The following is a 22267-nucleotide window of genomic DNA, read 5'->3' as shown; positions in this document are numbered from 1 at the left end:
TGCCTGACAGGACCCCTTCGCGAGCAGGCTCGCTCCCACATGGGCCTTGGTCGTGCCGAAAATTTCGGTCCAATCCGAATTCCATTTGTGGGAGCGAGCTTGCTCGCGAATGCGGGGTGTCATTCAGATGCATCAGTGCCTGACAGGACCTCTTCGCGAGCAAGCTCGCTCCCACATCGGGCCTTGGTCGTGTGGAAGATTTTGGTCCAAACCGAATTCCATTTGTGGGAGCGAGCCTGCTCGCGAATACGGTGTGTCATCCAGATGCATCAGTGCCTGACAGGACCCCTTCGCGAGCAGGCTCGCTCCCACAGGGGGCCTTGGTCATGCCGAAGATCTTGGTCCAAACCGAATTCCATTTGTGGGAGCGAGCCTGCTCGCGAAGGCGTCAGTCCAGTCGACGCATCTCCGTCAGATCACCTCCCAGCCACCCCCCAACGCTTTGTACAAGGCAATGCTCGCCTGCAACCGCGACAGGCGCAGTTGCACGTTGAGGTCTTGCGCGGCATACAGCGTGCGCTGGGTTTGCAGGACGGTGAGCAGGTCTTCGGCGCCGGCCTGGTAGCGGCTTTGGGCGATGTCGAAGGCGGTTTGTGCCTGGTTCAGTTCTTCGCTTTGCCATTGCCGTTGTTCGTCGAGGCCGCGAATGCTGCTGAGGGCTTTTTCGACGTCGGCGAAGCCGTTGATGATTGCCCCGCGATAGGTCTCCAGCAATTCTTCCTGTCGCGCCTTGGCCTTGTCGCGTTCGGCGCTGAGGCGGCCGTTGTTGAAGATCGGCGCGGTCAGCCCCGAGGAGAGGTTGTAGAACGTCGTGCGTAGCAAATCGGCGGCTAGATCAGCGCCGCTGCCGAGGCTGGCGGTCAGGGTGATTTTCGGCAGCATCGCGGCGCGGGCGACGGTGACATCAGCCTGGGCTGCGGCGAGCTTGGCCTCCGCGCTCGCGATGTCCGGGCGGCGGCTGAGCAATTCGCTCGGCACGCCGCTGGCGATGTCCGGCCAGTGCAATTGGGCGAAGGATTGCGTGGGCAACGGTAACGTTTGTACCGGTCGGCCGAGCAGGGCGGCGAGGCTGATCTGTGCTTCGCGGGCCTGCTGCTGCACCAGCGGCAGGCGGCGCTGTTGTTCGGCCACCAGGCTTTTCTGCTGGGCCAGTTCCAGCGCGGTGGCGCTGCCGGCGTCGAAACGGGTCTGCACCAGATGCAGCACATTTTGTGCATTGGCCAGATTGAGTGCGGCAATGCGCGCCTGCTCACGCAAGGCCAGGGCTTGGGTGTAACTGTTGGCGACGCCGCTGAGCAAGGTCAGCTCGACGGTGGCGCGGTCGAACTCGCTGGCCTGCACGCCGAACACGGCACTGTCGCGCGCGGCTCGCTTGCCGCCCCAGAAATCGATCTCGTAACTGGCGCTGAGCTCGGCATCGTAATAGTCCAGCGAACGATTTTCCGGGCTGACATCCAATTGGCTGTAGCCCTTGCCGTGGATCAGTTTCTGCCGGTTGGCATTCAGCCCGGCCTTGAGTTCGGGCAGCAGCGGGGCGCCGGCGATGGTTGCGCTGGCCTCGGCCTGTCTGACTCGCGCCACGGCGGCGGCGAGGTCATAGCTGCCCAGCCGCGCCTGTTCCACCAGCCGCTCCAGCTCGGGGCTGCCGAATTGCGTCCACCATTGCCGATTGCTCTGCAGCGCGCCATGGTTGGCGGCGGACTGCCACGCGCTCGGTGGCTGTACGCCGCTGTCGAGGCGCGGCGCCGGGCTGCTGCAGGCCGCCAGTAGCAGGCTGGCGGCGAGGAAGGTCAGTCGCACTTTCATAGGTCGATCATTCACTGGTAAGGGCCGTGACCGGGTCGAGCCGGGCAGCTTTGCGGGCCGGCATGAAGCCGAAAATGACGCCGGTGACCAGCGCACAGGAAAACGCACCGATCACCGCCAGCGCTTGAAAGGCGATCGCCACGCCACTGAGCAACAACACGCCGCCGACCAGCAGCGCCAAGCCAATCCCGGCGATTCCGCCGACCACCGAGAGCATCAAGGCTTCGGTGAGAAACTGACGTAGGATGTCGCGCTGACGGGCGCCGGTGGCCATGCGAATACCGATCTCGCGGGTACGTTCGCGTACGGTCATGAGCATGATGTTCATCACGCCGATACCGCCGACCAGCAGGGAAATCGCCGCAATAGCCCCCAGCATCAGCGACAGCGTGCCTTGCGTGCGCGCTTCGGCCTGGATCATCGCGGCATTGTTGGTCAGCTCGAAATCCTTCTTGCCGTGGTGCCGACGTAACATCGCCTGTTCGATGGCCTGTTCGGCGTCCTTGACCTTGCGCGCGTCCTTGGCGGCAATCACCACGTATTGCGGATTGCGGCTGCCGAACAGGCGCGTGCTCGCCGCCGAATAAGGCACGGCGATGCGGTTGTCGCTATCGGAGTCGCCGGAGCTGGCGCCTTTTTCGGCGAGCACGCCGAGGATCTGGAACGGCACGTTTTCGATGAGGATGTATTGGCCGATGGGGTCGGCGACATCCTTGAGCAACTTGTCGCGGACCTTGGTGCCGATCACCGCGACAGCGGCGGCGCTGTCCTCGTCGGCCTGGGTGAAGTAACTGCCCTGAATCACCGGCCAGTTGAAAATCTGCGGAAAGTTGGTGTCATTGCCGCCGACGTAACTGCTGTGGTCGGCGTTGCCAAAGCGCACCCCGGCGGTCGAGCCGTTGACCGGCATGATCCGTTCCACCTGGGGCAGGGTGGACAGTTCGGCAACATCGTCGAGGGTGATGATGCCCTCCGGCGTGCGCGGGTTCGGCGCCGAACCGCTGAGGTAAATGATGTTGGAGCCGAACGCGCCCATTTGCGCCATGACCTGGCGCTTGCTGCCTTCGCCGACGGCGAGCATGACCACCACCGAGGCCACGCCAATGACGATGCCCAGCAACGTCAGCGCCGTGCGAAAGCGGTTGATCCACATCACCCGCCACGCCGCTTGTACAGCGTCGAGCAGTTCACCTTTCCAGGCGCCGGTCTGGCTGCTGCCGTTGCTCAGGCGCTGGCGCAGGTCGACCGCTTGCAGCGCGCCGGGATTGGCTGCAGGCGGCGCGCAGGCGTGCTCGGCGCTGTCGCTGATGATCAGGCCGTCACGGATTTCGATGATGCGTTTGGCCCGTTGCGCCACTTCGCGGTCGTGGGTGATGAGGATCACCACATGACCCTGATCGGCGAGTTCGTCGAGCAAGCTCATGACCTCGGCGCCGCTGTGGCTGTCGAGGGCGCCAGTCGGCTCGTCGGCGAGGATGATATGGCCGCCGTTCATCAGCGCACGTGCGATCGACACCCGCTGTTGCTGGCCGCCGGAAAGCTGATGCGGGCGATTGCCGGTGCGAGTGCCGAGGCCGAGACGTTCCAGCAACGCGTGGGCTCGGGCATGCCGCTCGGCGGCCGGGGTGCCGGCATAGATCGCTGGCATCTCGACGTTTTCCTGGGCCGAGCCGGACGGGATCAGGTGATAGCCCTGAAAGACAAAACCGAAGGCTTCGCGGCGCAGCCAGGCCAGTTCATCACTGTCCAGCTGCGCGACGTTTTCCCCGGCGAAGCGGTATTCGCCGCTGGTGGGACGGTCGAGGCAACCGAGAATGTTCATCAGCGTCGATTTGCCTGAACCGGAGGCGCCGACGATGGCGACGAACTCGCCGGCGTGGATCGACAGATCGATCCCGCGCAGCACTTCCACCAGCGGGCTGTCATCACCGCCATAGGCTTTGCGGATTTGTCGCAGGTCGATCAGAGGCGTGTGCATTCAGCCTCCATGACCGGCGGCCGGCGCGCTGAGAACATGCTCGCCCTCGGCCAGACCTTCGAGCACCTGGGTGCGCAGGCGATCGCTGATGCCGGTGCGTACTTCGCGCGCCTGAATATCACCGTTGGCAGCGACGATCTGCGCTCGCTGCCACTGCGGACGCGAGCCCGGTTGCAGGGCAGCAGTCGGCACGGTCAAAGTGTCTTGCGCCTGTTGCGCGACAAAGAACACCTGGGCGGTCATGTCGGTCATCAGGCTGTGGTCGGCGTTGTCGACGTCGAGCAGCACGGTGTACAGCACCACCCGTTCGCTGCCGCTGCGACCACTGGTGGGACTGCCGCCCTGGTTCTGTTCAAGCGGACGCGGCGGCACCGGCAGGATCTGCCGCACCGTGCTGCTCCAGCGCCGAGTGCCGCCGCTGAGGGTGGTGAAGTAGGCGGTCATGCCCGGTTTGACGTGGCCGATGTCGGCCTCCGACACCTCGGCCCACACGGTCATCGGCGACAGCCGGGCGATGCGCAGGATCAGCGGGGTCTGTTGCTGCGCGTTGAGCGTCTGGCCTTCGCGCGCACCGACGGCGACCACGGTGCCGCTCATCGGCGCGTAGATGCGCGTGTAACCGAGTTCCGCCTCGTCACTGCGCAGGCTGGCCTGGGCCTGACGGATCTGCGCCTGGAACATGTCGATGCGCGCCTGGGTTGCGCGAACCTCGGCGCGCGCGGTCTGCACGTCTTCTTCGCGGGTGGCGCCACCGGCGGCGAGTTTCTGCTGGCGCTGGTATTTCTGCTGCGCCAGATCGTGCTGGGCGCGTTGCTCCTGCAACTGCGCCTTGAGGTTTTCGATGGAAAAGCGCCCGGCATCGAGCTTGGCTTTCTGTGTCGACGGGTCGATTTCCACCAGCAACTGGCCTTCCTTGACCGTATCGCCGGCTTCGACGTGAATCTTCTGAATCTGCCCCGAAGCCTGTGCGCCGACATCCACATAGCGGCGCGGCTGCAAGGTGCCGAGCGCCGTCACGCTGTTTTCGATATCGCCGCGGCTGACCTGCACAGTGGCAACGGCGTCGCGACCGGGTGGCAAGACTTGCCAGGCAGCGACGGCGATCACGGGAATCAGACAGAGGGCGGCGAACAGTGCGCGACGGGCGGGGCGGGGACGATTCATGCAGGGTTCCGGCCAGTGGTTGCGGCCCGTCGCAAGGCACGACAGACACAGGGGCTGTCCTGTAAACGAGGCATGGGCGACGGAATTTAGCCGCAGACACATCGAGTTACCGCAGCCGGGCCACGACTATTTGTCCGGGATATGGAATCAACTCTTTAAATCTATATGAGAATTACTATAAATTACGCACCTCAAGTTGCCACTATCTTGCTACTGCGTGATTCGCAGGTCTGATCAGTGCGCTCAAGGACAGAAACGGCATCGATGCGGTCGGGAGTCATGTTGGAAAACTACTATCGTGAGCTGGTGTGTTTCCTCAACGCCAGACTGGGCAACCGTCAGGTCGCCGAGGATGTGGTGCATGACGCCTATGTACGCGTGCTGGAGCGCTCCAGCGAGGTGCCGATCGAACAACCCCGGGCCTTCCTTTATCGCACCGCGTTGAACCTGGTTATCGACGATCACCGCCGCAACGCGCTGCGCCAGGTCGAATCGCTGGACGTGCTCGACAATGAAGAGCGCTATTTCACCCCGTCCCCCCACGGCACCCTCGATCACGGACAGCGCCTGGAAATGCTTCAGCGCGCACTGGCCGAGCTGCCGCCGCTGTGCCGCGACAGTTTTCTGCTGCGCAAGATCGAAGGCCTGTCCCATCCGGAAATCGCCCAGACCCTCGGCATCTCCCGGGCGCTGGTGGAAAAACACATCGTCAACGCCATGAAGCACTGCCGCTTGCGCATCCAGCAATGGGATGGCCAGTGAGCCGCGCCGGTTAAATTTCCTTTCATCGTCCTCGTTCCTACTCAACAGACGACCTGCTGACCTGATTCAGGCCGGTCAGGCCACCCAGGCTTTATTTCCCCGCGTTGAGGGGTTCATCCAGAGGACACTGGAAATGACACAGGCAATTGCATCGCCCATCGTTCACGACCTGATCGGCGTCGGTTTCGGCCCTTCGAACCTGGCACTGGCCATCGCTCTGCAGGAACGCGGCGCCACCCATGGCGAACTGGATGTGCTGTTCCTCGACAAGCAGGCCACTTACAGCTGGCACGGCAACACCTTGTCGACGCAGAGCGAGTTGCAGATTTCCTTCCTCAAGGACCTGGTGACCCTGCGCAATCCGACCAGCCCTTACTCGTTCGTCAACTACCTCAAGCACCACGGGCGTCTGGTCGATTTCATCAACCTCGGCACCTTTTATCCATGCCGCATGGAGTACAACGACTACCTGCGCTGGGTGGCCGGGCAGTTCACCGCGCAGAGCCGTTATGGCGAAGAAGTGCAGTTCATCGAACCGGTATTGCACAACCAGCAGGTCGAAGCCTTGCGGGTGATTTCCCGGGGCAGCGACGGCCAGCAGTTCGTGCGTACCACGCGTTCGGTGGTGGTCAGCGCTGGCGGCACACCGCGTATTCCAGAAGCGTTCAAGGCACTGAAGGGCGATCATCGGGTGTTCCACCATTCGCAATACCTGTCGCAAATGGCCAGGCAGCCGTGCGTGAACAATCAACCGATGAGCATCGCGATCATCGGTGGCGGGCAGAGCGCGGCGGAAGCCTTTATCGATCTCAACGATTCGTTCCCGTCGGTGCAGGTCGACATGATCCTGCGCGGCTCGGCCTTGAAGCCTGCGGACGACAGCCCGTTCGTCAACGAAGTGTTCTCGCCGGAGTTCACCGATCTGGTGTTCCAGCAGAACAGCGTCGAGCGCGAGCGTCTGGTCAACGAGTACCACAACACCAACTATTCGGTGGTCGACATCGACCTGATCGAACGCATCTACGGCATCTTCTACCGGCAGAAGGTTTCCGGAATTGCCCGCCATGCGTTCCGCACCCTGACCACCGTCGAGAGCGCCACTGCCACGGCAAACGGTATCGAACTGGCAGTGCGCAACAATGCCACCGGCGAAGTCACGGTGCGAATCTATGACACCGTGGTGCTGGCCACCGGTTACGAGCGGCAGATGCACCGCAAGTTGCTCGCGCCGCTGGAGGAATACCTCGGTGAGTTCGAGGTCGATCGCAACTACAAACTGATCACCGACGAGCGCTGCAAGGCCGGCATTTATATGCAGGGCTTCTGCCAGGCCAGCCATGGTCTGAGCGATACGCTGCTCTCGGTGCTGCCGATTCGCGCCGATGAAATCGCTGGCTCGTTGTACGAGCATGGCAAACAGCGCGGGCACAGTCGCTCGGTGGCGGAGTTGTTACTAGCCACTGCCAGCTGAATCTGCATTGCCTGACATATCGCCTTCGCGAGCTGGCTCGCTCCCACAATGGTTCTGTGAACGCAGGCCAGAATGTGGGAGCGAGCCTGCTCGCGAAGGGGCCATGGAAAGCCCCACAGATCCTGAATCTGAACCCTTCCTGAACACCCCCAACATTCCCCGAAAACACCTCTTCCAGCCGTTTCGCTGCGGGCGTAAGCTGCGCGCGTTTTCATCAATTGCGGAGACCCACAGTGGGTACTTGTTCGAGTGACAGTTGTCGGCCGGTCTCGATCACCGGCAGATTCTCGGCAAGATAACGCGCAGCCTTTCCCTGCCGTTGTCTCGCCGTAACAGCGAGCAGCGGCATCCCGTGCACGACCCGTTCCGGATCGTGTCTCGACGTCCTTCTCATCGATGCTGAACCAGGCGTGATGGCGACCTCAGTCGTCTCGCAGCCTATCGACACGCCTGTTCCTGACCGGCGTGCCACGCCTTGCCGTGCCGGTTTTCCCGGTGCCAGGGCGCGGCGGTACCTGCTCGACGGTTTCCCGGCTGACCACAGGGGACACAGCCATGAAACTCACGCTCAAGGAATTTTTCGCAGGCTTTCTGCGCAGCCGCCACATCGCCAGGCACTTCCGTCGCCTGGCGCTGCTGGATTCGATCAATGACACCACGGTCAGCCGTGAAGTACCGCCGACGCTGGCCAACACGCTGGTCGCTGCCGCCCATGAAGACAGCGCTGCGTTGCTGTCATCGCTGGGCACGCACGGCGAGGGGCTCTCCGAGGTCGAGGCCGATGCACTGCGCGCGCAACACGGACTTAATGAAGTCGAACACGAGCAGCCGCTGCCGTGGTGGAACCATCTGTGGCACTGCTACAAAAACCCGTTCAACCTGCTGCTGACTCTGCTCGCGGTGATCTCCTGGCTGACCGAAGACCTCAAGGCGGCCGTGGTGATTTTTTCCATGGTGGTGCTGTCGACGCTGCTGCGCTTCTGGCAGGAGAGCAAATCCAATCAGGCGGCCGATGCGCTCAAAGCCATGGTCAGCAACACCGCCACGGTGCTGCGCCGGGATGCGCCACGGCGGGAACTGCCGATCAGGCAACTGGTGCCCGGCGATCTCATCGTGCTCTCGGCTGGCGACATGATTCCTGCCGATTGCCGCGTGCTCAGCGCCAAGGATCTGTTCGTCAGTCAGGCTGCGATGACCGGTGAATCGATGCCGGTGGAGAAATTCACCCGGCAGACCGATCGCGACACGCGTAACCCACTGGAGCTGGACAACCTTCTGTTCATGGGCACCAACGTTGTCTCCGGCAGCGCGATTGCACTGATTCTCACCACCGGCAACAGCACCTACTTCGGTGCGCTGGCGCAACGGGTCGGCGCGACGGACCGCGCGGTGACGTCGTTTCAGCAGGGCGTCAACAAGGTCAGCTGGTTGCTGATCCGCTTCATGTTCGTCATGGCGCCGCTGGTGCTGTTCATCAACGGTTTCACCAAGGGCGACTGGAGCGAAGCGCTACTCTTCGCGCTGTCGATTGCCGTCGGCCTGACTCCGGAAATGCTACCGATGATCGTCACCTCGACCCTGGCCAAAGGCGCCGTGTTCCTGTCGCGCAAAAAGGTCATCGTCAAACGCCTCGACGCGATCCAGAACTTCGGCGCCATGGATGTGCTGTGCACCGACAAGACCGGCACCCTGACTCAGGACAAGATCTTTCTGGCGCGTAATGTCGACGTCTGGGGCGAGGACTCTGACGCTGTGCTGGAACTGGCCTACCTCAACAGCTACTACCAGACCGGCCTGAAAAACCTGCTGGATGTCGCCGTGCTCGAACACGTGGAAGTCCATCGCGAACTCAAGGTCGGCAGCGTGTTTCGCAAGGTCGATGAGATCCCGTTCGACTTCAATCGCCGGCGCATGTCGGTGGTGGTGGAGGGCCGCGGTCAGCCCCATCAACTGATCTGCAAAGGCGCGGTGGAAGAAGTGCTGGCGGTGTGCAGCCGGGTGCGTCACGGCGAGGTCGATGAAGTCTTGAGCGATGAATTGCTGGCGCGGATTCGCCACGTCACCGGTGCTTTCAACGCCGAAGGTCTGCGCGTGGTGGCGGTCGCGGCTCGCTCAATGGCAGAAGGGCGCGAGATTTACAGCCTGGCAGATGAACAGGAACTGACGCTGATCGGTTACGTGGCATTCCTCGATCCACCGAAGGAAAGCACCGCGCCAGCGCTCAAGGCCTTGGCCGAGCATGGCGTGGCGGTCAAGGTACTGACCGGCGACAACGAACTGGTGACGGCGAAAATCTGCCGTGAGGTCGGCCTGGCTCAACAGGGTTTGCTGCTGGGCAATGACATTGAGCGCATGAGCGATACCGAACTGGCCGCGGCGGTCGAGACTACCAACGTCTTCGCCAGACTCACGCCATCGCACAAAGAGCGCATCGTCGGCATTCTCAAGGGCAACGGCCACGTGGTCGGGTTCATGGGCGATGGCATCAACGACGCGCCGGCGCTGCGCAGCGCCGACATCGGCATTTCCGTGGACAGCGCGGTGGACATCGCCAAGGAAGCGGCGGACATCATTCTCTTGGAAAAAAGCCTGATGGTGCTGGAGGAGGGCGTGCTCGAAGGGCGGCGCACCTTCGCCAACATGCTCAAGTACATCAAGATGACTGCCAGCTCCAACTTCGGCAATGTGTTCTCGGTGCTGGTCGCCAGCGCGTTCATCCCGTTCCTGCCGATGCTGCCGATGCACCTGCTGGTGCAGAACCTGCTCTACGACATTTCGCAGATCGCCATTCCGTTCGACAACGTCGACGACGAGATGCTGAAACAGCCGCAGCGCTGGCAGCCGGCTGACGTCGGGCGCTTCATGCTGTTCTTCGGTCCGATCAGCTCGATTTTCGACATCACGACGTTCGCCTTGATGTGGTACGTGTTCGACGCCAATACCCCGGATCACCAGACACTGTTCCAGTCCGGCTGGTTCGTGGTCGGTCTGCTGACCCAGACGCTGATCGTGCACATGATTCGCACGCCGAAGATCCCGTTCCTGCAAAGCCGCGCAGCCATGCCGCTGCTGGTGATGACCGGGGTCATCATGGCCGTCGGCATCTTCCTGCCAATGGGCCCGCTGGCGCATTACTTCAAATTGCAGGCACTGCCGTCGCTGTATTTCGTGTTTCTGCCAATGATTCTGCTGGCGTACATGGCCCTGACCCAGGCAGTGAAGGGTTTCTACATCCGCCGGTTCGGCTGGCAATAACCGCCATGGAATGCTTCTCCTGTGGGAGCGAGCCTGCTCGCGAAGGCGTCGTGTCAGTCAGTATCTCTGACTGGTATAGCCCCTTCGCGAGCAGGCTCGCTCCCACAGGGGATATTGGTGCGTCAGGGCCGCCGGATGAATGACCGGATTTTTAGGAAAAGTCCTACAGAGCTATCCCCGGCGCTTGCGTAGTCTTGCCCTCCCCAAACCCCACCGGGAGAATGACCATGAGCAACAAAGCGTTGCGCATCCTGATCGCCGACCCGCAGCATTTTCATCGCATGAAAATCGAGCGCCTGTTCAACGCGTTCGGCTACTACCGCGTTGCCCCGGTGCAGAATCTCGGTGAATTGTTGACCCTGGTCGACTACGGCTGCGAGCCGTTCGATGTGCTGGTGATCAATGCCGAACTGGCGGCAGGCTCTCTCGATCTGCTGGGCTTTCTGCTCGATAACCCACAGGTCCGCCACGCTCTGATCTACAACGAACCGTCGGCACCTTTGCAGGCGGTTGCCGGGTTTGCTCAGGAAAACGCGCAGATCAGCCCGGCGCCATTGCCCAGTTCAGCACTCATCGAACAGGTGATGGCGAGAGTCGAAGCCGCCGGCGAACGCCAAGCTGCGTCTGATTCCCGCTGGTCGTTGCGCCATGCCAATGCATAAAAAACCAGGCTGCACAACTGTCAGACCTGACAGGTGATTCTCTTGATCATCCATGTAACAGTGCCTGCGCAGCCACCGACTCCGGAACAGATTGTTGCGGTGTCTTCGATTTTGCAGGAGTACCAATGAAGTCAGCGCTGATCGTCGATGATCATCCAGTAGTGCGCGCGGCCATTCGGATCGTTCTGCAGGCTCAAGGCTTCACCGATATTCATGAAGCGTCCAATGGCAACGAAGTCGTGCCGCTGATTTGCACCCATGATCCGCAGCTCGTCGTACTCGACCTCGGGCTGGGGTCCATGGATGGGTTGGAAGTGTTGACGCGGATTCAGATCAAGGCGCCGACGGCGCGCTGCCGAATCCTGGTGTTCAGCATGCATGAGCCCACGCATTATCAAGAGCGCTGTCTGCGTGCCGGCGCACGGGGCTACGTGACCAAGAGCAACCAACTGACTCTGCTGCACGAAGCCATCAAGGCATTGATGTCCGGCCACACCTATTTCTCCGCGTTACCCAATACCAGCGGTCTGTACAACGCCGTGCAACGCACTGAACAGGAGATGATCGCTCAGCTGTCCGATCGGGAGTTATGCATCTTCGTGAATCTGGCGCTGGGCAAACCGAACAAGGCCATCGCCCAGGAGATGCACTTGAGTCACAAGACCGTCAGCACCTACAAAACCCGCATGATGGCCAAGCTTTGCCTGGGTTCACTGGTGCTCCTGCGTGAGTTCGCCAAGCGCAATCACTTGATCTGAGTGCCCCGACATGACGCAGGGACTGCGGGTTTTAGGGTTGTGGCTGGGGCTGGCCGCCTCGGTCTGGGCCGATGACCGGCCGCAGACACTGGAAGTGCTGGCCCGCCTCGAACCGGGCAATGTCCAGGTCCGCCTCGATGATCGGGAACGCCAGTGGTTGCGTGAGCATCCGGTGTTGCGTATGGGCATCTCCGGCCCGGACTACCCGCCCTTCGAAATCACCCGCCATCAGCATGAGTTGGAGGGACTGACGGCGGATTACGTCGACCTGTTGGCACAACTGCTCGGCATCAGGATCGAAGTGCGGCGTTTTACCGATCGACCCGCGCTGATGGCGGCACTCAAGCGCGGTGATGTCGATCTCTTGGGCACCTCGAACAGTTTCGAAGCGGCAGATCCGGCCTTCATTCTGTCGCGGCCGTACGCTGAAGATCAGCCGATGCTGGTTACGCGCCACGACGAGAAACTGCCCACCGACCTGGCGGCCAAACGCATCGCCATGGTCGAGGATTACCTGCCGCTGGCCCACGTTCAGGCCTTCTACCCCGGCGCCTACGTGCAGCTTTATGCTTCGGCAATGGATGCACTCGGCGCGGTCGCCTTCGGTGCCGACGATGCGTACCTGGGCGACTTCATCAGCGCCAACTATCTGATCAACACCAATTACCGCAACGATTTGCAACTGGCCGGGCCGTCGGGGCTTGATGCCAATCCGTTCGCTTTTGCGTTGTTGCGCAGCGACGTGGTGCTCAAACGCATCGTCGACAAGGCCTTGCTGGCCGTGCCCATGGAGCGTCGCCATCTGATCGAACAGCGCTGGAGCGTCGGCCTCGCCGAGATGGCCGAACAGTCGCGGGTACAGCTCAGCGCCGCCGAGCAGCAGTGGCTGGATCAGCACCCGGTGGTGCGGGTCGGCGCTGTCGAAGACTTCGCGCCGTTGGCGTTTTTCGATGCCGACGGACGCTTCAAAGGGCTGGCAGCGCAGTTGCTGAGCCTGATTGCACAGCGCAGCGGGCTGAATTTCGAGATCGTGCGTGGCACCTCGCTGAACGACCAGGTCGTCCAACTTCAGGCCGGCGCACTCGATGTTCTGCCGGTGGTGACGCCGAGCACCGAGCGTGAAGCGCAGCTGCAATTCACTCGCGCCTATCTGAACAATCCGTTCGTGCTGGTCAGCGCGGCGAACGGGCAACATCCATTGCCGCTCGACGAACTGGCGGGCAAACGCCTGGCGATCTATCGGGGGCACCCGCTGCGCGATTATTTGCTGCAACGGGTCCCCGGTCTGCGTCTGGTCGAGGTCAAAAGCCCAGCCGAAGGCATGGCGCTGATTGCCCGAGGGCAGGTCGACGTGACGGTAAGCTCGTTGCTGGTAGCGCGTTTTCTGATCGCCCGCCAGTATCGCGACCGCCTGCGCATCACCGGCACCGTTGGCGATCAGCCGGCGCGCATCGCTTTGGCCACGGCGCCGCAGTCGGCGCTGCTGCACTCGATCCTGAACAAGGCGTTGCTGAGCATCGCGCCGCAGCAAATGGATGAACTGGTCGAGCGCTGGAGCCACGATGTGGTGGTTGAAGACAGCTATTGGTCGCGCCATCGTCAGGAGATTCTGCTCGGCTTTGCCAGCGCGGCGGTGTTGCTGCTGCTGGCCTTGATCTGGATCGGCTGGCAGCGTCGGCAGATCCATCAGCGCCAGCAATGGTTGTTGCAACTGCAACAGGCCAAGGACGCAGCGGATGAGGCCAATCGGGCCAAGAGTACTTTTCTGGCGACCATGAGCCACGAGATCCGCACGCCGATGAACGCCCTGATCGGCATGCTCGAATTGGCGCTCATGCGCGCAGAGGAGGGCGTGACCGACCGATTGGCGATTCAAGTGGCTTCGAATGCCGGCCAGCAACTGCTGGCGTTGATTGGCGACATTCTCGACATCGCCCGCATCGAATCGGGGCATTTGTCCCTTTCGCCCGACCGGGCCAATTTACGCGAGACGGTGTTATCGGTATGCCGAGTGTTCGAAGGGCTGGCGCGGCAGAAGCGCTTGGTGTGGCGCATCGAACTTGATCCGCGCGCCGACGTGGATGTGCTGATTGATCCGACGCGCTTCAAACAGGTGCTGTCGAACCTGTTGAGCAATGCGATCAAATTCACCGAGGTGGGTGAGGTGAGTTTGCGCTTGCAGGTCATCGCCATGACCGACGCTGAAGTGGACATGCTGGTGCGCATCGAAGACAGCGGCATCGGCATCAGTGTCGAAGATCAAAAGCTTCTGTTCAGTCCTTTCGTCCAGGCAAGCAACAGTTCGCAAACGGCGCGCAGCGGTTCCGGTCTGGGGCTGGTGATCAGCCGCAACCTCTGCGACATGATGGGCGGTACGCTGCGCCTCGACAGTGACCTGGGGCAGGGCACGCGAGTGGAAGTCCATCTGCAATTGCCACTGCTGACCGCGATGACGACCACAGCGGCTACGCCCGACGTGACGCTCGCCGCCTGTGTATTGAACGTGCTGGTGGTAGACGATCACCCGGTCAACCGCTTGCTGATGTGCTGGCAACTGAGCGAACTGGGGCATCGCACGACTGATGTCGGGGATGGCGATGAAGGGCTGCAACGCTGGCGAGCGCAGGCTTTTGATGTGGTGATAACCGACTGCAACATGCCGCGACGCAATGGCTATGAACTGGCGCGATCCATTCGCGATGAAGAGGCCGCCAGCGGCCGCGCACCCTGTCTGATCCTCGGTTTTACGGCCAACGCGCAGGTCGAAGAGCGTTTGCGTTGTCTGGATGCCGGCATGGATGACTGCTTGTTCAAACCGATTCGCTTGCGCGATTTGGCACAGGCCTTGACCGGCGCGCAGCCTTGCGCGCCGCACGAAGATGAACCGCCAGGCGCCGAGCCGGTCGAGATCGATCTCAGTGCTCTTGAACAGATGGCGGGTGCCGATCATTCGTTGATCGAACGCTTGCGCAAGGAAGTCGGCAATAGCCTGCGCGATGATCTGCAAGCACTGGATCGCTTGCAGGCGAGCGACCGCGCAGACTTGCGCGAGTTGGCTCATCGCATCAGGGGCGGCGCGCAAATGGTTGGGGCTGCGCGGGTTGTTGCGGCGTGCGCTGATCTGGACACGGCGTGCCGAGACAGTGACAGCGCTGTCATCGACCGTGCCATCGGCAAGTTGCGCGAAGCCATGCACGGCCTCGCACGGTGCCTCTGAACCATTGCAGACTCCTGTGGGAGCGAGCCTGCTCGAGAAATGCGCGCCGCTGCTCAATTGTTCTGCATATGGAACACTCAAGCCGGTTTGCACCCTCTAGTCGAATATTCGATATGCCCTTACGCTTAATCCAATGCACTTACACATTGGAGACCCCATGAAAAATATCATCGGCATTTACACCAGCCCGCGCGGCCACTGGGTCGGCGATGGTTTCCCGGTGCGCACCCTGTTTTCCTATGACAACCTGGGCAAGCACATCAGCCCGTTTCTGCTGCTCGATCACGCCGGTCCCGCCGAATTCACCCCGACCACTGAACAGCGTGGCGTCGGCCAGCACCCGCACCGTGGTTTCGAAACCGTGACCATCGTTTACGACGGCGAAGTGCAGCACCGTGACTCCACCGGCAGTGGCGGCACCATCGGCCCGGGTGATGTGCAGTGGATGACCGCAGCGTCCGGCATCCTCCATGAAGAGTTTCATTCGGAGAACTTCGCCAGAACCGGCGGCAAGCTGGAAATGGTCCAGCTGTGGGTCAACCTGCCGGCCAAGAACAAAATGGCCGCGCCGGGTTACCAGACCATTCTCGACCGCGACATTCCGAGCATCGCGCTCAAGGACGACGCCGGCAGCCTGCGTCTGATCGCCGGCGAATTCGATGGGCACACCGGACCGTCGCGGACTTTCACGCCGATCGACGTGTGGGATCTGCGCCTCAATGCCGGCAAGCTGCTGACGCTTGATCTGCACGAAGGACGCAACACGGCGCTGGTGGTGTTAAAAGGTTCGGTGCAGGTCAACGGCGCGGAATCGGTGGAAGTAGGGCAGTTGGCGCTGTTCGAACGCGACGGTGATCGACTCACCCTCCAGGCCAGCGAAGACGCGGTGGTATTGCTGCTCAGTGGCGAGCCGATCGACGAACCGATCGTCGGCCACGGCCCGTTCGTGATGAACACCGAGCAGGAAATCCATCAGGCCTTTGCCGACTTCCAGTCCGGGCGCTTTGGCCAGATGCACCCCTGACCCCGAGCTTTACTGGCAACTGACCCCCCCTGTGGGAGCGAGCCTGCTCGCGAATGCTCTGTTTCAGTCCAAGAGGTAGTGACTGACAGGACGCCTTCGCGAGCAGGCTCGCTCCTACAGGTTTTTCAGCGTTTTCGAGACGCTGTTCATCCACCGAAATCAATTGCTCCTACACTGTGCCAATCTGTGCGATCTTCTCGCGATTGGCCTTTGTCGGAGTTGTTTGATGCTGTCTCTGCTGACCGAACACCCGTTGTTTAGCGCGTTGATCCTGATCCTGCTCGATCTTGGCCTGTGGCGGCTGATCAGCTCTCGCGGCAGCGAATGGAAGCTGTTGGTGCGGGTGCTGATTTTCGCCTTGTTCAGCATTGTGCTGTTCAACGAAGGCCTCAACCCGATGGAACCGGCACCGTGGGCCGACAACGTGCCGCTGCATCTGGCGGCGACCGGGTTGCAGATCGGGTGGTGGCTGTTTGGTGCGCGGACCCTGACGGTGCTGATCGGCGCGGTGATGATGCAACGGGTCGGCCATACCGGCCGGCTGTTGCAGGACTTGCTCGGCGCGGTGATTTTCCTCATCGCGATCATTGCGGCGCTGGCGTACGTGCTCGATCTGCCAGTCAAAGGCGTGCTGGCGACGTCCGGCGCGTTGGCGATCATTGTCGGTCTGGCCTTGCAGAGCACCTTGAGCGATGTGTTCTCCGGCATCGTCCTCAACACCACCAAGCCCTATCAACTCGATGATTGGATCTCCATCGACGGCACCGAGGGCCGCGTCACCGACATCGACTGGCGCGCCACGCGTCTGCAAACCAGTCAGGGCAGCATGGCCGTAATTCCCAACTCGCTGGCGGCGAAAGCCAAAATCATCAACTTCAGCCGACCGAGCAATATGTTCGGCGTTTCCGTCAGCGTGCCCGTCAGCCCCCATGCCCGGCCCAGTTCGGTAATCGAGGCGTTGGAGCGGGCGATGCAAGGCTGCCGGCAATTGCTCGACACACCGGCGCCCAGCGTGTCGTTGAAAAGTTCTGCCAGCGGCGGTGCGGAATACGAGATCAGCGGATTTGTCGCTTCGATGGGCGAGAAGCGCGTGGTGCGCAATCAATTGTTCGATCTGGCCTACCGACATTTGCAGGCTTCGGGAGTCAATCTGCTGTCGAGCAACGAGACCAGCGCCGCACCGCAGTTGTCGCGGCCACGGGCGCTGCTGGAAAGCTCACCGATCTTCTCGACTCTGCGTGAAGAAGAGAAAGACACCTTCAGCCAGAACATGACTCTGCAAACCTTCCGCGCCGGCGAAACGATTCTCGCGGGCGGCGAGGTCAGCGATCATTTGTTCATCATTGAATCCGGCGTGGTATCGGTGACGCTCAAGCGCCACGGCGCACCCCTGGAATCCGGGCGCATGGGGCCGGGTGAGGTGATCGGCGAGGCCGGGATTCTTTCCGACACCGCCTTGCCGGCGGATTTCTCCGCGAAGACTTTCTGCGCCCTGTATCGCATCGAGAAGTCCTACCTGAAACCGTGCCTGGATGCGCGCCATGACATCCATGATGCGATGCAGGCGTTGCTCGATTTCCGTCTGCACAAGGCACAGTCGCTGACCGAGGAAACGCCCGTGGTCGCGCCGAAAAGAGGCTTTCTGCAATGGCTGCGTAACCGAGTCTGAGCTGTCGTATTGTCATTCGATGCAACCTGCGCGGCGTTCTCAGGGTCACAATTTGCAATCCCACCGGGCAGGAGTTGCAGACGATGAAAAACCTGCGAATCGCCACCTTCAACGTCAACGGCATGCGCGCGCGGCTGCCGAATCTGCTGGAATGGCTCAAGCGCGAGCAGCCGGACATCGCCTGCCTGCAAGAGCTCAAATCAGTCGACAGCGCATTTCCCGCCGCCGAACTGGAAGCCGCCGGTTACGGCGCAATCTGGCAGGGCCAGGCGTCATGGAATGGCGTGGCGATTCTGGCGCGTGATGCGCAGCCGTTGGAGAGTCGACGCGGTTTGCCCGGCGATGCCGATGACACCCACAGCCGCTATATCGAAGCGGCGGTGCACGGTGTGCTGGTCGGTTGCCTGTATCTGCCCAATGGCAACCCGCAGCCGGGGCCGAAATTCGATTACAAACTGGCCTGGTTCGAGCGTCTGATCAATTACGCCAAAGACCTGCAAAGCAGCGATCACCCGGTGGTGCTCGCCGGTGACTTCAATGTCGTGCCCACCGACATGGACATCTACAACACCCGATCCTGGCTCAAGGATGCTTTGTTGCAACCCGAAAGCCGCGAGTGCTACCAGCGGCTGCTGGATCAGGGCTGGACCGATTCTCTGCGCCACGTGTATCCCGAAGAGCGCCTCTACACCTTCTGGGATTACTTCCGCAATCATTGGCAAACCAACTCCGGCCTGCGCATCGACCACCTGCTGCTCAACCCGGCATTGAGCCCGTATCTGCATGACGCTGGCGTCGACGCCTGGGTGCGCAATGAACCGCACGCCAGTGACCATGCGCCGACGTGGATTCGCATCGCTTCGCGGAAAAAGCGCTGAACGGGCGATTGGCGAAATCAATTGTCGAAAGCCGTGCCTGATCCCGTATACAGGGCAACATCAACGCAGTGTTCTGCGGCCCATGCATAAGGATCGAGCAATGAGTGCGCCACGGCTGACCAATACCAATCTGTACCTGCAACGTCTGGGTTTCGATGCGCCGCCGCCACCGACGCTGGAAACCTTGCATCAGTTGCAACTGCGCCACACCGCTCAGTTTGTTTTCGAAAATCTGGCAACGATCAGTGGAGAGCCGGTGTTGATCGACTTGGTCTCCATCGAAGACAAGGTGTTGCAGCAGGGGCGGGGCGGCTACTGCTATGAGCTCAATCATTTGTTCTATGCGCTGCTGCTTGAATTGGGCTTCGACGCGCGGGCGATCAGCGGGCGCGTGGTGATGAATCAGCCGGAAGGCAGCTGGACGGCGCGAACCCATCGTTTGAGTCTGGTGACCATCGACGCAGTGCGTTACATCACCGACGTCGGCTTCGGTGGCATGGTGCCCACCGCGCCGCTGTTGCTCGACAGTGAGGATGAGCAACCCACCCCGCACGAACCCTACCGCATCGACAAACAGACCGATGGCTACCTGCTGCGCGCCAAAGTCGCAGGCGAATGGCGGCCGATGTACCTGTTCGATTTGCAGCGCCAGGAAGACATCGATTACAGCGTCGGCAACTGGTACGTCTCCACCCATCCCGAGTCACCTTTTGCCCAGCGCCTGATGGTTGCGCGCACCGGCGCTGGTTGGCGCAAAACCCTGAACAACGGCAGTTTTGCCATTCATCACATGGGCGCGGACAGTGAGCGGCGCGAGGTGGCGGACGTCGACGAGCTGATGGAGTTGCTGCGCCGCGAGTTCGACCTTCAGGTGCCTGATTCACCGCGTGTACGGCAAGCGCTGGCTCGGGTCATCGCGCCAGCCTCCATCTAAGGCTTTACACCAGGCTCCAATACGCGACGGATTTCGCCGATGGCCGCTAAAAGAGCGCGACTGCACCGTCGGTCGCCGTGAACACTCCAGCCTAGTGGGCACTGGCGCGGACGCAGCGGGGATGTGTTGCCGGATTTGTTGGAGCAAGAAGCGCAGGCTAGAAGGTTGGATGGCTACCTAACCATTATGTGACTGATAAGTTGTATACAACTCTATAGACATTTGTCCTGAGTATTGAATACAGTGTGCGCATAACAAAAACCAGGGAACCCCCCACCATGAAAACGCCCCATGTTTCACACCAACGGCCCGAGGACGAAAACCTCGGGGTCGGCGCGAATATGGCTTACGGCCTGCAACATGTTCTGACCATGTACGGCGGTATCGTTGCGGTGCCACTGATCATCGGCCAGGCGGCCGGTCTGTCGCCGGCGGACATTGGTCTGTTGATTGCTGCTTCATTGTTTGCGGGGGGGCTGGCGACGTTGCTGCAAACCCTGGGTCTGCCGTTTTTTGGCTGTCAGTTGCCGCTGGTCCAGGGCGTATCGTTCTCCGGCGTGGCGACCATGGTCGCGATCGTCAGCAGCGGCGGGGAGGGCGGTTTCCAATCGGTGCTGGGTGCGGTGATTGCCGCCTCGTTGATCGGCTTGCTGATCACGCCGGTGTTCTCACGCATCACCAAGTTCTTTCCGCCTTTGGTCACCGGCATTGTGATCACCACCATTGGCCTGACGCTGATGCCTGTGGCCGCACGCTGGGCGATGGGCGGCAACAGCCACGCGCCGGACTTCGGCAGCATGCAGAACATCGGTCTGGCGGCGGTCACGCTGGTGCTGGTGTTGCTGCTGAGCAAGGTTGGCAGCGCGACCATTTCTCGGCTGTCGATTCTGCTGGCCATGGTCATCGGCACGGTGCTGGCGGTGTTCCTTGGCATGGCGGATTTCTCCAGTGTCACCACCGGTCCCATGTTTGGCTTTCCGACACCATTCCACTTCGGCATGCCGACCTTCCATTTCGCCGCGATTCTGTCGATGTGCATTGTGGTCATGGTGACGCTGGTGGAAACCTCGGCGGACATCCTTGCGGTGGGTGAGATCATCGGCACCAAGGTCGACTCGAAACGCTTGGGCAACGGCCTGCGTGCCGACATGCTGTCGAGCATGTTCGCGCCGATCTTCGGTTCTTTTACACAAAGTGCTTTCGCGCAAAACGTCGGCCTGGTGGCGGTGACCGGGATCAAGAGCCGATTCGTGGTCGCCACCGGCGGTCTGTTCCTGGTGGTGCTCGGCCTGCTGCCGTTCATGGGGCGGGTGATTGCCGCCGTGCCGACTTCGGTACTCGGCGGCGCCGGGATCGTGCTGTTCGGTACTGTGGCTGCGAGCGGCATCCGCACGTTGTCGAAGGTGGACTACCGCAATAACGTCAACCTGATCATCGTTGCCACCTCGATCGGTTTCGGCATGATCCCGATCGCCGCGCCGAATTTCTACGATCACTTCCCGAGCTGGTTCGCGACGATTTTCCATTCGGGCATCAGTTCGTCGGCAATCATGGCGATCCTGCTCAACCTGGCGTTCAACCACTTCACGACCGGCAATTCGGATCAACAATCGGTGTTCGCCGCCGCGGAAGAGCGCACCCTGCGTTATCGCGATCTCGCCGCGCTGCGTGAAGGTGATTACTTCAGCGACGGCAAGCTGCATGATTGCGATGGCAAGGAAGTGCCGGTGATCGAGCCGGATGACCATGATCATGGCCACGGCGCGCCGAAGGTGCAGGTGAAAAGCAGCGAACATGTCTGACCGCTGCGTCTGAAACAGAAAAGGCCGATCTGCCCAAACAGATCGGCCTTTTGGTATTTTTCGTGCGCCCACAAAAAAGCCCCTGAACCTTGCGATTCAGGGGCTTTGCTATTTGGCTCCACAACCTGGACTCGAACCAGGGACCCAGTGATTAACAGTCACTTGCTCTACCAACTGAGCTATTGCGGAATTGGTGCGTATGTTACTGATTCAAAAAGAGAAGTCAAGCGTCGCCTGGCAACTTTTGCGTTTCGCCTGGACGGACGGCATTTTGTCAGCGATTGGCGGTTACCAGAATGGCCTCGGCGGTCTACCATGGCAGCCCGGAAGTGGTCACACGCGCTACCGGCCATTCGCCGCAAAGGTACGCGCCATGATTCAAATCACTCGCAACACCGAGGTGCTCGCATGAGCACCACACAGATCAGCCTGCCCAAAGGCATCGGCCCGCACGCCGAAAAACTTTTCGATGCAATCGCCGGTGCAAGCACCGCCGAAGAATTGAACCGCGCTGGCGGCAAGGCTGAAGGTTTTGTCCTCGGCCTCGAAAGCAGCAAGGCCATCAAGAGCCAGGTCGCCGAATCGCTGTATGTGATTTACGACGACGCCGCCACCCAGCGCTCGGCCGAGCTGGCTTAACTGCCGAAGGTAATCGTGCCGAGCATTAGCTTGGCATAGGCCGCCGTCGCCGCCAGTTGCACGAGCCACAGGGCCAGGCCACCGAGGAATACCCCGGTGGCGACTTGCAGCACCAGGCTTTTTTCACGCTTGGCCGGAGCGCGCGGGATGAAATCATCCAGGTCGTCACGGTCAGCGCGCAGGTTGTCGTTTTTCATGTGGGTTCTCTTCAAAAATCTCGGGTGTACACAAAACCGGTAGGAGCTGCG

The 22267-nt window shown here is 61.2% G+C and carries 17 protein-coding genes and 1 tRNA gene; 13 read left to right on the top strand and 5 right to left on the bottom strand.

Features of this window, described 5'->3' with window-relative positions; all coding sequences use genetic code 11:
* Window positions 1–411: 411 nt before the first annotated feature.
* Genes PspCFBP13508_RS23015 through PspCFBP13508_RS23005 form a run of 3 tightly spaced genes read right to left on the bottom strand, consistent with a single transcriptional unit; the run spans window position 412 to window position 4948 of the window.
* Window positions 412–1806 (bottom strand): efflux transporter outer membrane subunit, encoded by a 1395-nt coding sequence (locus tag PspCFBP13508_RS23015; RefSeq protein WP_137215765.1) that lies wholly within the window; start codon window positions 1804–1806, stop codon window positions 412–414.
* 7 nt (window positions 1807–1813) lie between these two features.
* Window positions 1814–3784: a MacB family efflux pump subunit gene (locus tag PspCFBP13508_RS23010; protein WP_137215764.1), complete on the bottom strand. Its 1971-nt coding sequence runs from the start codon at window positions 3782–3784 to the stop codon at window positions 1814–1816.
* Window positions 3785–4948, bottom strand: coding sequence for an efflux RND transporter periplasmic adaptor subunit (locus PspCFBP13508_RS23005; protein WP_130911618.1), 1164 nt, complete (start codon window positions 4946–4948; stop codon window positions 3785–3787). It lies immediately after the preceding gene.
* A gap of 279 nt (window positions 4949–5227) precedes the next feature.
* On the opposite strand from PspCFBP13508_RS23005, the gene PspCFBP13508_RS23000 reads away from it, so the two are divergent.
* The 11 genes from PspCFBP13508_RS23000 (at window position 5228) to PspCFBP13508_RS22950 (ending at window position 21380) form a co-directional block, all read left to right on the top strand.
* Window positions 5228–5710, top strand: coding sequence for a sigma-70 family RNA polymerase sigma factor (locus PspCFBP13508_RS23000; RefSeq protein WP_041478511.1), 483 nt, complete (start codon window positions 5228–5230; stop codon window positions 5708–5710).
* Window positions 5711–5843: 133 nt separating this feature from the next.
* Complete coding sequence (locus PspCFBP13508_RS22995) at window positions 5844–7181, top strand: SidA/IucD/PvdA family monooxygenase (RefSeq protein WP_137215763.1); 1338 nt, start codon at window positions 5844–5846, stop codon at window positions 7179–7181.
* Between the two features lie 555 nt (window positions 7182–7736).
* Window positions 7737–10436: a magnesium-translocating P-type ATPase gene (gene mgtA / locus PspCFBP13508_RS22990; RefSeq protein WP_137215762.1), complete on the top strand. Its 2700-nt coding sequence runs from the start codon at window positions 7737–7739 to the stop codon at window positions 10434–10436.
* 227 nt (window positions 10437–10663) lie between these two features.
* A complete protein-coding gene (locus PspCFBP13508_RS22985) occupies window positions 10664–11098 on the top strand; it encodes a chemotaxis protein CheY (protein WP_137215761.1) in 435 nt (144 codons plus the stop codon).
* 125 nt (window positions 11099–11223) lie between these two features.
* A complete protein-coding gene (locus PspCFBP13508_RS22980) occupies window positions 11224–11856 on the top strand; it encodes a response regulator transcription factor (protein ID WP_130911614.1) in 633 nt (210 codons plus the stop codon).
* A 10-nt stretch (window positions 11857–11866) separates the two neighbouring features.
* The gene (locus PspCFBP13508_RS22975; RefSeq protein WP_137215760.1) at window positions 11867–15073 is read left to right on the top strand and encodes a transporter substrate-binding domain-containing protein; all 3207 of its coding nucleotides are present in this window, start codon (window positions 11867–11869) and stop codon (window positions 15071–15073) included.
* 157 nt (window positions 15074–15230) lie between these two features.
* Entirely contained in the window at window positions 15231–16097 is an 867-nt protein-coding gene (locus tag PspCFBP13508_RS22970; RefSeq protein WP_137215759.1) for a pirin family protein, read from the top strand.
* A 226-nt stretch (window positions 16098–16323) separates the two neighbouring features.
* Window positions 16324–17766, top strand: coding sequence for a mechanosensitive ion channel family protein (locus PspCFBP13508_RS22965; protein ID WP_024012372.1), 1443 nt, complete (start codon window positions 16324–16326; stop codon window positions 17764–17766).
* Between the two features lie 83 nt (window positions 17767–17849).
* Entirely contained in the window at window positions 17850–18644 is a 795-nt protein-coding gene (xth, locus tag PspCFBP13508_RS22960) for an exodeoxyribonuclease III (RefSeq protein ID WP_137215758.1), read from the top strand.
* A 100-nt stretch (window positions 18645–18744) separates the two neighbouring features.
* Window positions 18745–19578 carry an arylamine N-acetyltransferase gene (locus PspCFBP13508_RS22955; RefSeq protein WP_137215757.1) on the top strand — a complete coding sequence of 278 codons (834 nt, stop codon included), beginning with the start codon at window positions 18745–18747 and terminating at the stop codon, window positions 19576–19578.
* 278 nt (window positions 19579–19856) lie between these two features.
* Window positions 19857–21380, top strand: coding sequence for a nucleobase:cation symporter-2 family protein (locus tag PspCFBP13508_RS22950; RefSeq protein WP_130911608.1), 1524 nt, complete (start codon window positions 19857–19859; stop codon window positions 21378–21380).
* Window positions 21381–21493: 113 nt separating this feature from the next.
* Here the strand turns inward: PspCFBP13508_RS22950 and PspCFBP13508_RS22945 are convergent.
* Window positions 21494–21569: transfer RNA gene (locus PspCFBP13508_RS22945), tRNA-Asn, on the bottom strand.
* A 10-nt stretch (window positions 21570–21579) separates the two neighbouring features.
* Between PspCFBP13508_RS22945 and PspCFBP13508_RS27360 the strand changes: the two genes are divergently transcribed.
* Both PspCFBP13508_RS27360 and PspCFBP13508_RS22940 read left to right on the top strand, forming a co-directional pair.
* Window positions 21580–21792, top strand: a complete 213-nt coding sequence (locus PspCFBP13508_RS27360) for a hypothetical protein (protein WP_162556384.1) — start codon at window positions 21580–21582, stop codon at window positions 21790–21792.
* Window positions 21789–22019, top strand: coding sequence for a hypothetical protein (locus PspCFBP13508_RS22940; protein WP_137215756.1), 231 nt, complete (start codon window positions 21789–21791; stop codon window positions 22017–22019). The genes PspCFBP13508_RS27360 and PspCFBP13508_RS22940 overlap by 4 nt, the downstream gene beginning before the upstream one ends.
* Here PspCFBP13508_RS22940 and PspCFBP13508_RS22935 read toward each other — a convergent pair.
* Entirely contained in the window at window positions 22016–22216 is a 201-nt protein-coding gene (locus PspCFBP13508_RS22935; RefSeq protein WP_016773917.1) for a hypothetical protein, read from the bottom strand. The two genes, PspCFBP13508_RS22940 and PspCFBP13508_RS22935, sit on opposite strands and share 4 nt — an antisense overlap.
* Window positions 22217–22267 lie beyond the last annotated feature (51 nt).

This window comes from Pseudomonas sp. CFBP13508 (assembly GCF_005233515.1).
Classification (GTDB): domain Bacteria; phylum Pseudomonadota; class Gammaproteobacteria; order Pseudomonadales; family Pseudomonadaceae; genus Aquipseudomonas; species Aquipseudomonas mercuritolerans.
The sequence above is the reverse complement of the archived record's forward strand: the minus strand, read 5'-3'. Positions and strand labels throughout refer to the sequence as shown.

Excerpts from the sequence above, each read along its gene's own strand:
- PspCFBP13508_RS23015 (WP_137215765.1), bottom strand. The coding sequence starts at position 1,806 with ATGAAAGTGCGACTGACCTTCCTCGCCGCCAGCCTGCTACTGGCGGCC.
- PspCFBP13508_RS23010 (WP_137215764.1), bottom strand. The coding sequence starts at position 3,784 with ATGCACACGCCTCTGATCGACCTGCGACAAATCCGCAAAGCCTATGGC.
- PspCFBP13508_RS23005 (WP_130911618.1), bottom strand. The coding sequence starts at position 4,948 with ATGAATCGTCCCCGCCCCGCCCGTCGCGCACTGTTCGCCGCCCTCTGT.
- PspCFBP13508_RS23000 (WP_041478511.1), top strand. The coding sequence starts at position 5,228 with ATGTTGGAAAACTACTATCGTGAGCTGGTGTGTTTCCTCAACGCCAGA.
- PspCFBP13508_RS22995 (WP_137215763.1), top strand. The coding sequence starts at position 5,844 with ATGACACAGGCAATTGCATCGCCCATCGTTCACGACCTGATCGGCGTC.
- mgtA (WP_137215762.1), top strand. The coding sequence starts at position 7,737 with ATGAAACTCACGCTCAAGGAATTTTTCGCAGGCTTTCTGCGCAGCCGC.
- PspCFBP13508_RS22985 (WP_137215761.1), top strand. The coding sequence starts at position 10,664 with ATGAGCAACAAAGCGTTGCGCATCCTGATCGCCGACCCGCAGCATTTT.
- PspCFBP13508_RS22980 (WP_130911614.1), top strand. The coding sequence starts at position 11,224 with ATGAAGTCAGCGCTGATCGTCGATGATCATCCAGTAGTGCGCGCGGCC.
- PspCFBP13508_RS22975 (WP_137215760.1), top strand. The coding sequence starts at position 11,867 with ATGACGCAGGGACTGCGGGTTTTAGGGTTGTGGCTGGGGCTGGCCGCC.
- PspCFBP13508_RS22970 (WP_137215759.1), top strand. The coding sequence starts at position 15,231 with ATGAAAAATATCATCGGCATTTACACCAGCCCGCGCGGCCACTGGGTC.
- PspCFBP13508_RS22965 (WP_024012372.1), top strand. The coding sequence starts at position 16,324 with ATGCTGTCTCTGCTGACCGAACACCCGTTGTTTAGCGCGTTGATCCTG.
- xth (WP_137215758.1), top strand. The coding sequence starts at position 17,850 with ATGAAAAACCTGCGAATCGCCACCTTCAACGTCAACGGCATGCGCGCG.
- PspCFBP13508_RS22955 (WP_137215757.1), top strand. The coding sequence starts at position 18,745 with ATGAGTGCGCCACGGCTGACCAATACCAATCTGTACCTGCAACGTCTG.
- PspCFBP13508_RS22950 (WP_130911608.1), top strand. The coding sequence starts at position 19,857 with ATGAAAACGCCCCATGTTTCACACCAACGGCCCGAGGACGAAAACCTC.
- PspCFBP13508_RS27360 (WP_162556384.1), top strand. The coding sequence starts at position 21,580 with ATGTTACTGATTCAAAAAGAGAAGTCAAGCGTCGCCTGGCAACTTTTG.
- PspCFBP13508_RS22940 (WP_137215756.1), top strand. The coding sequence starts at position 21,789 with ATGAGCACCACACAGATCAGCCTGCCCAAAGGCATCGGCCCGCACGCC.
- PspCFBP13508_RS22935 (WP_016773917.1), bottom strand. The coding sequence starts at position 22,216 with ATGAAAAACGACAACCTGCGCGCTGACCGTGACGACCTGGATGATTTC.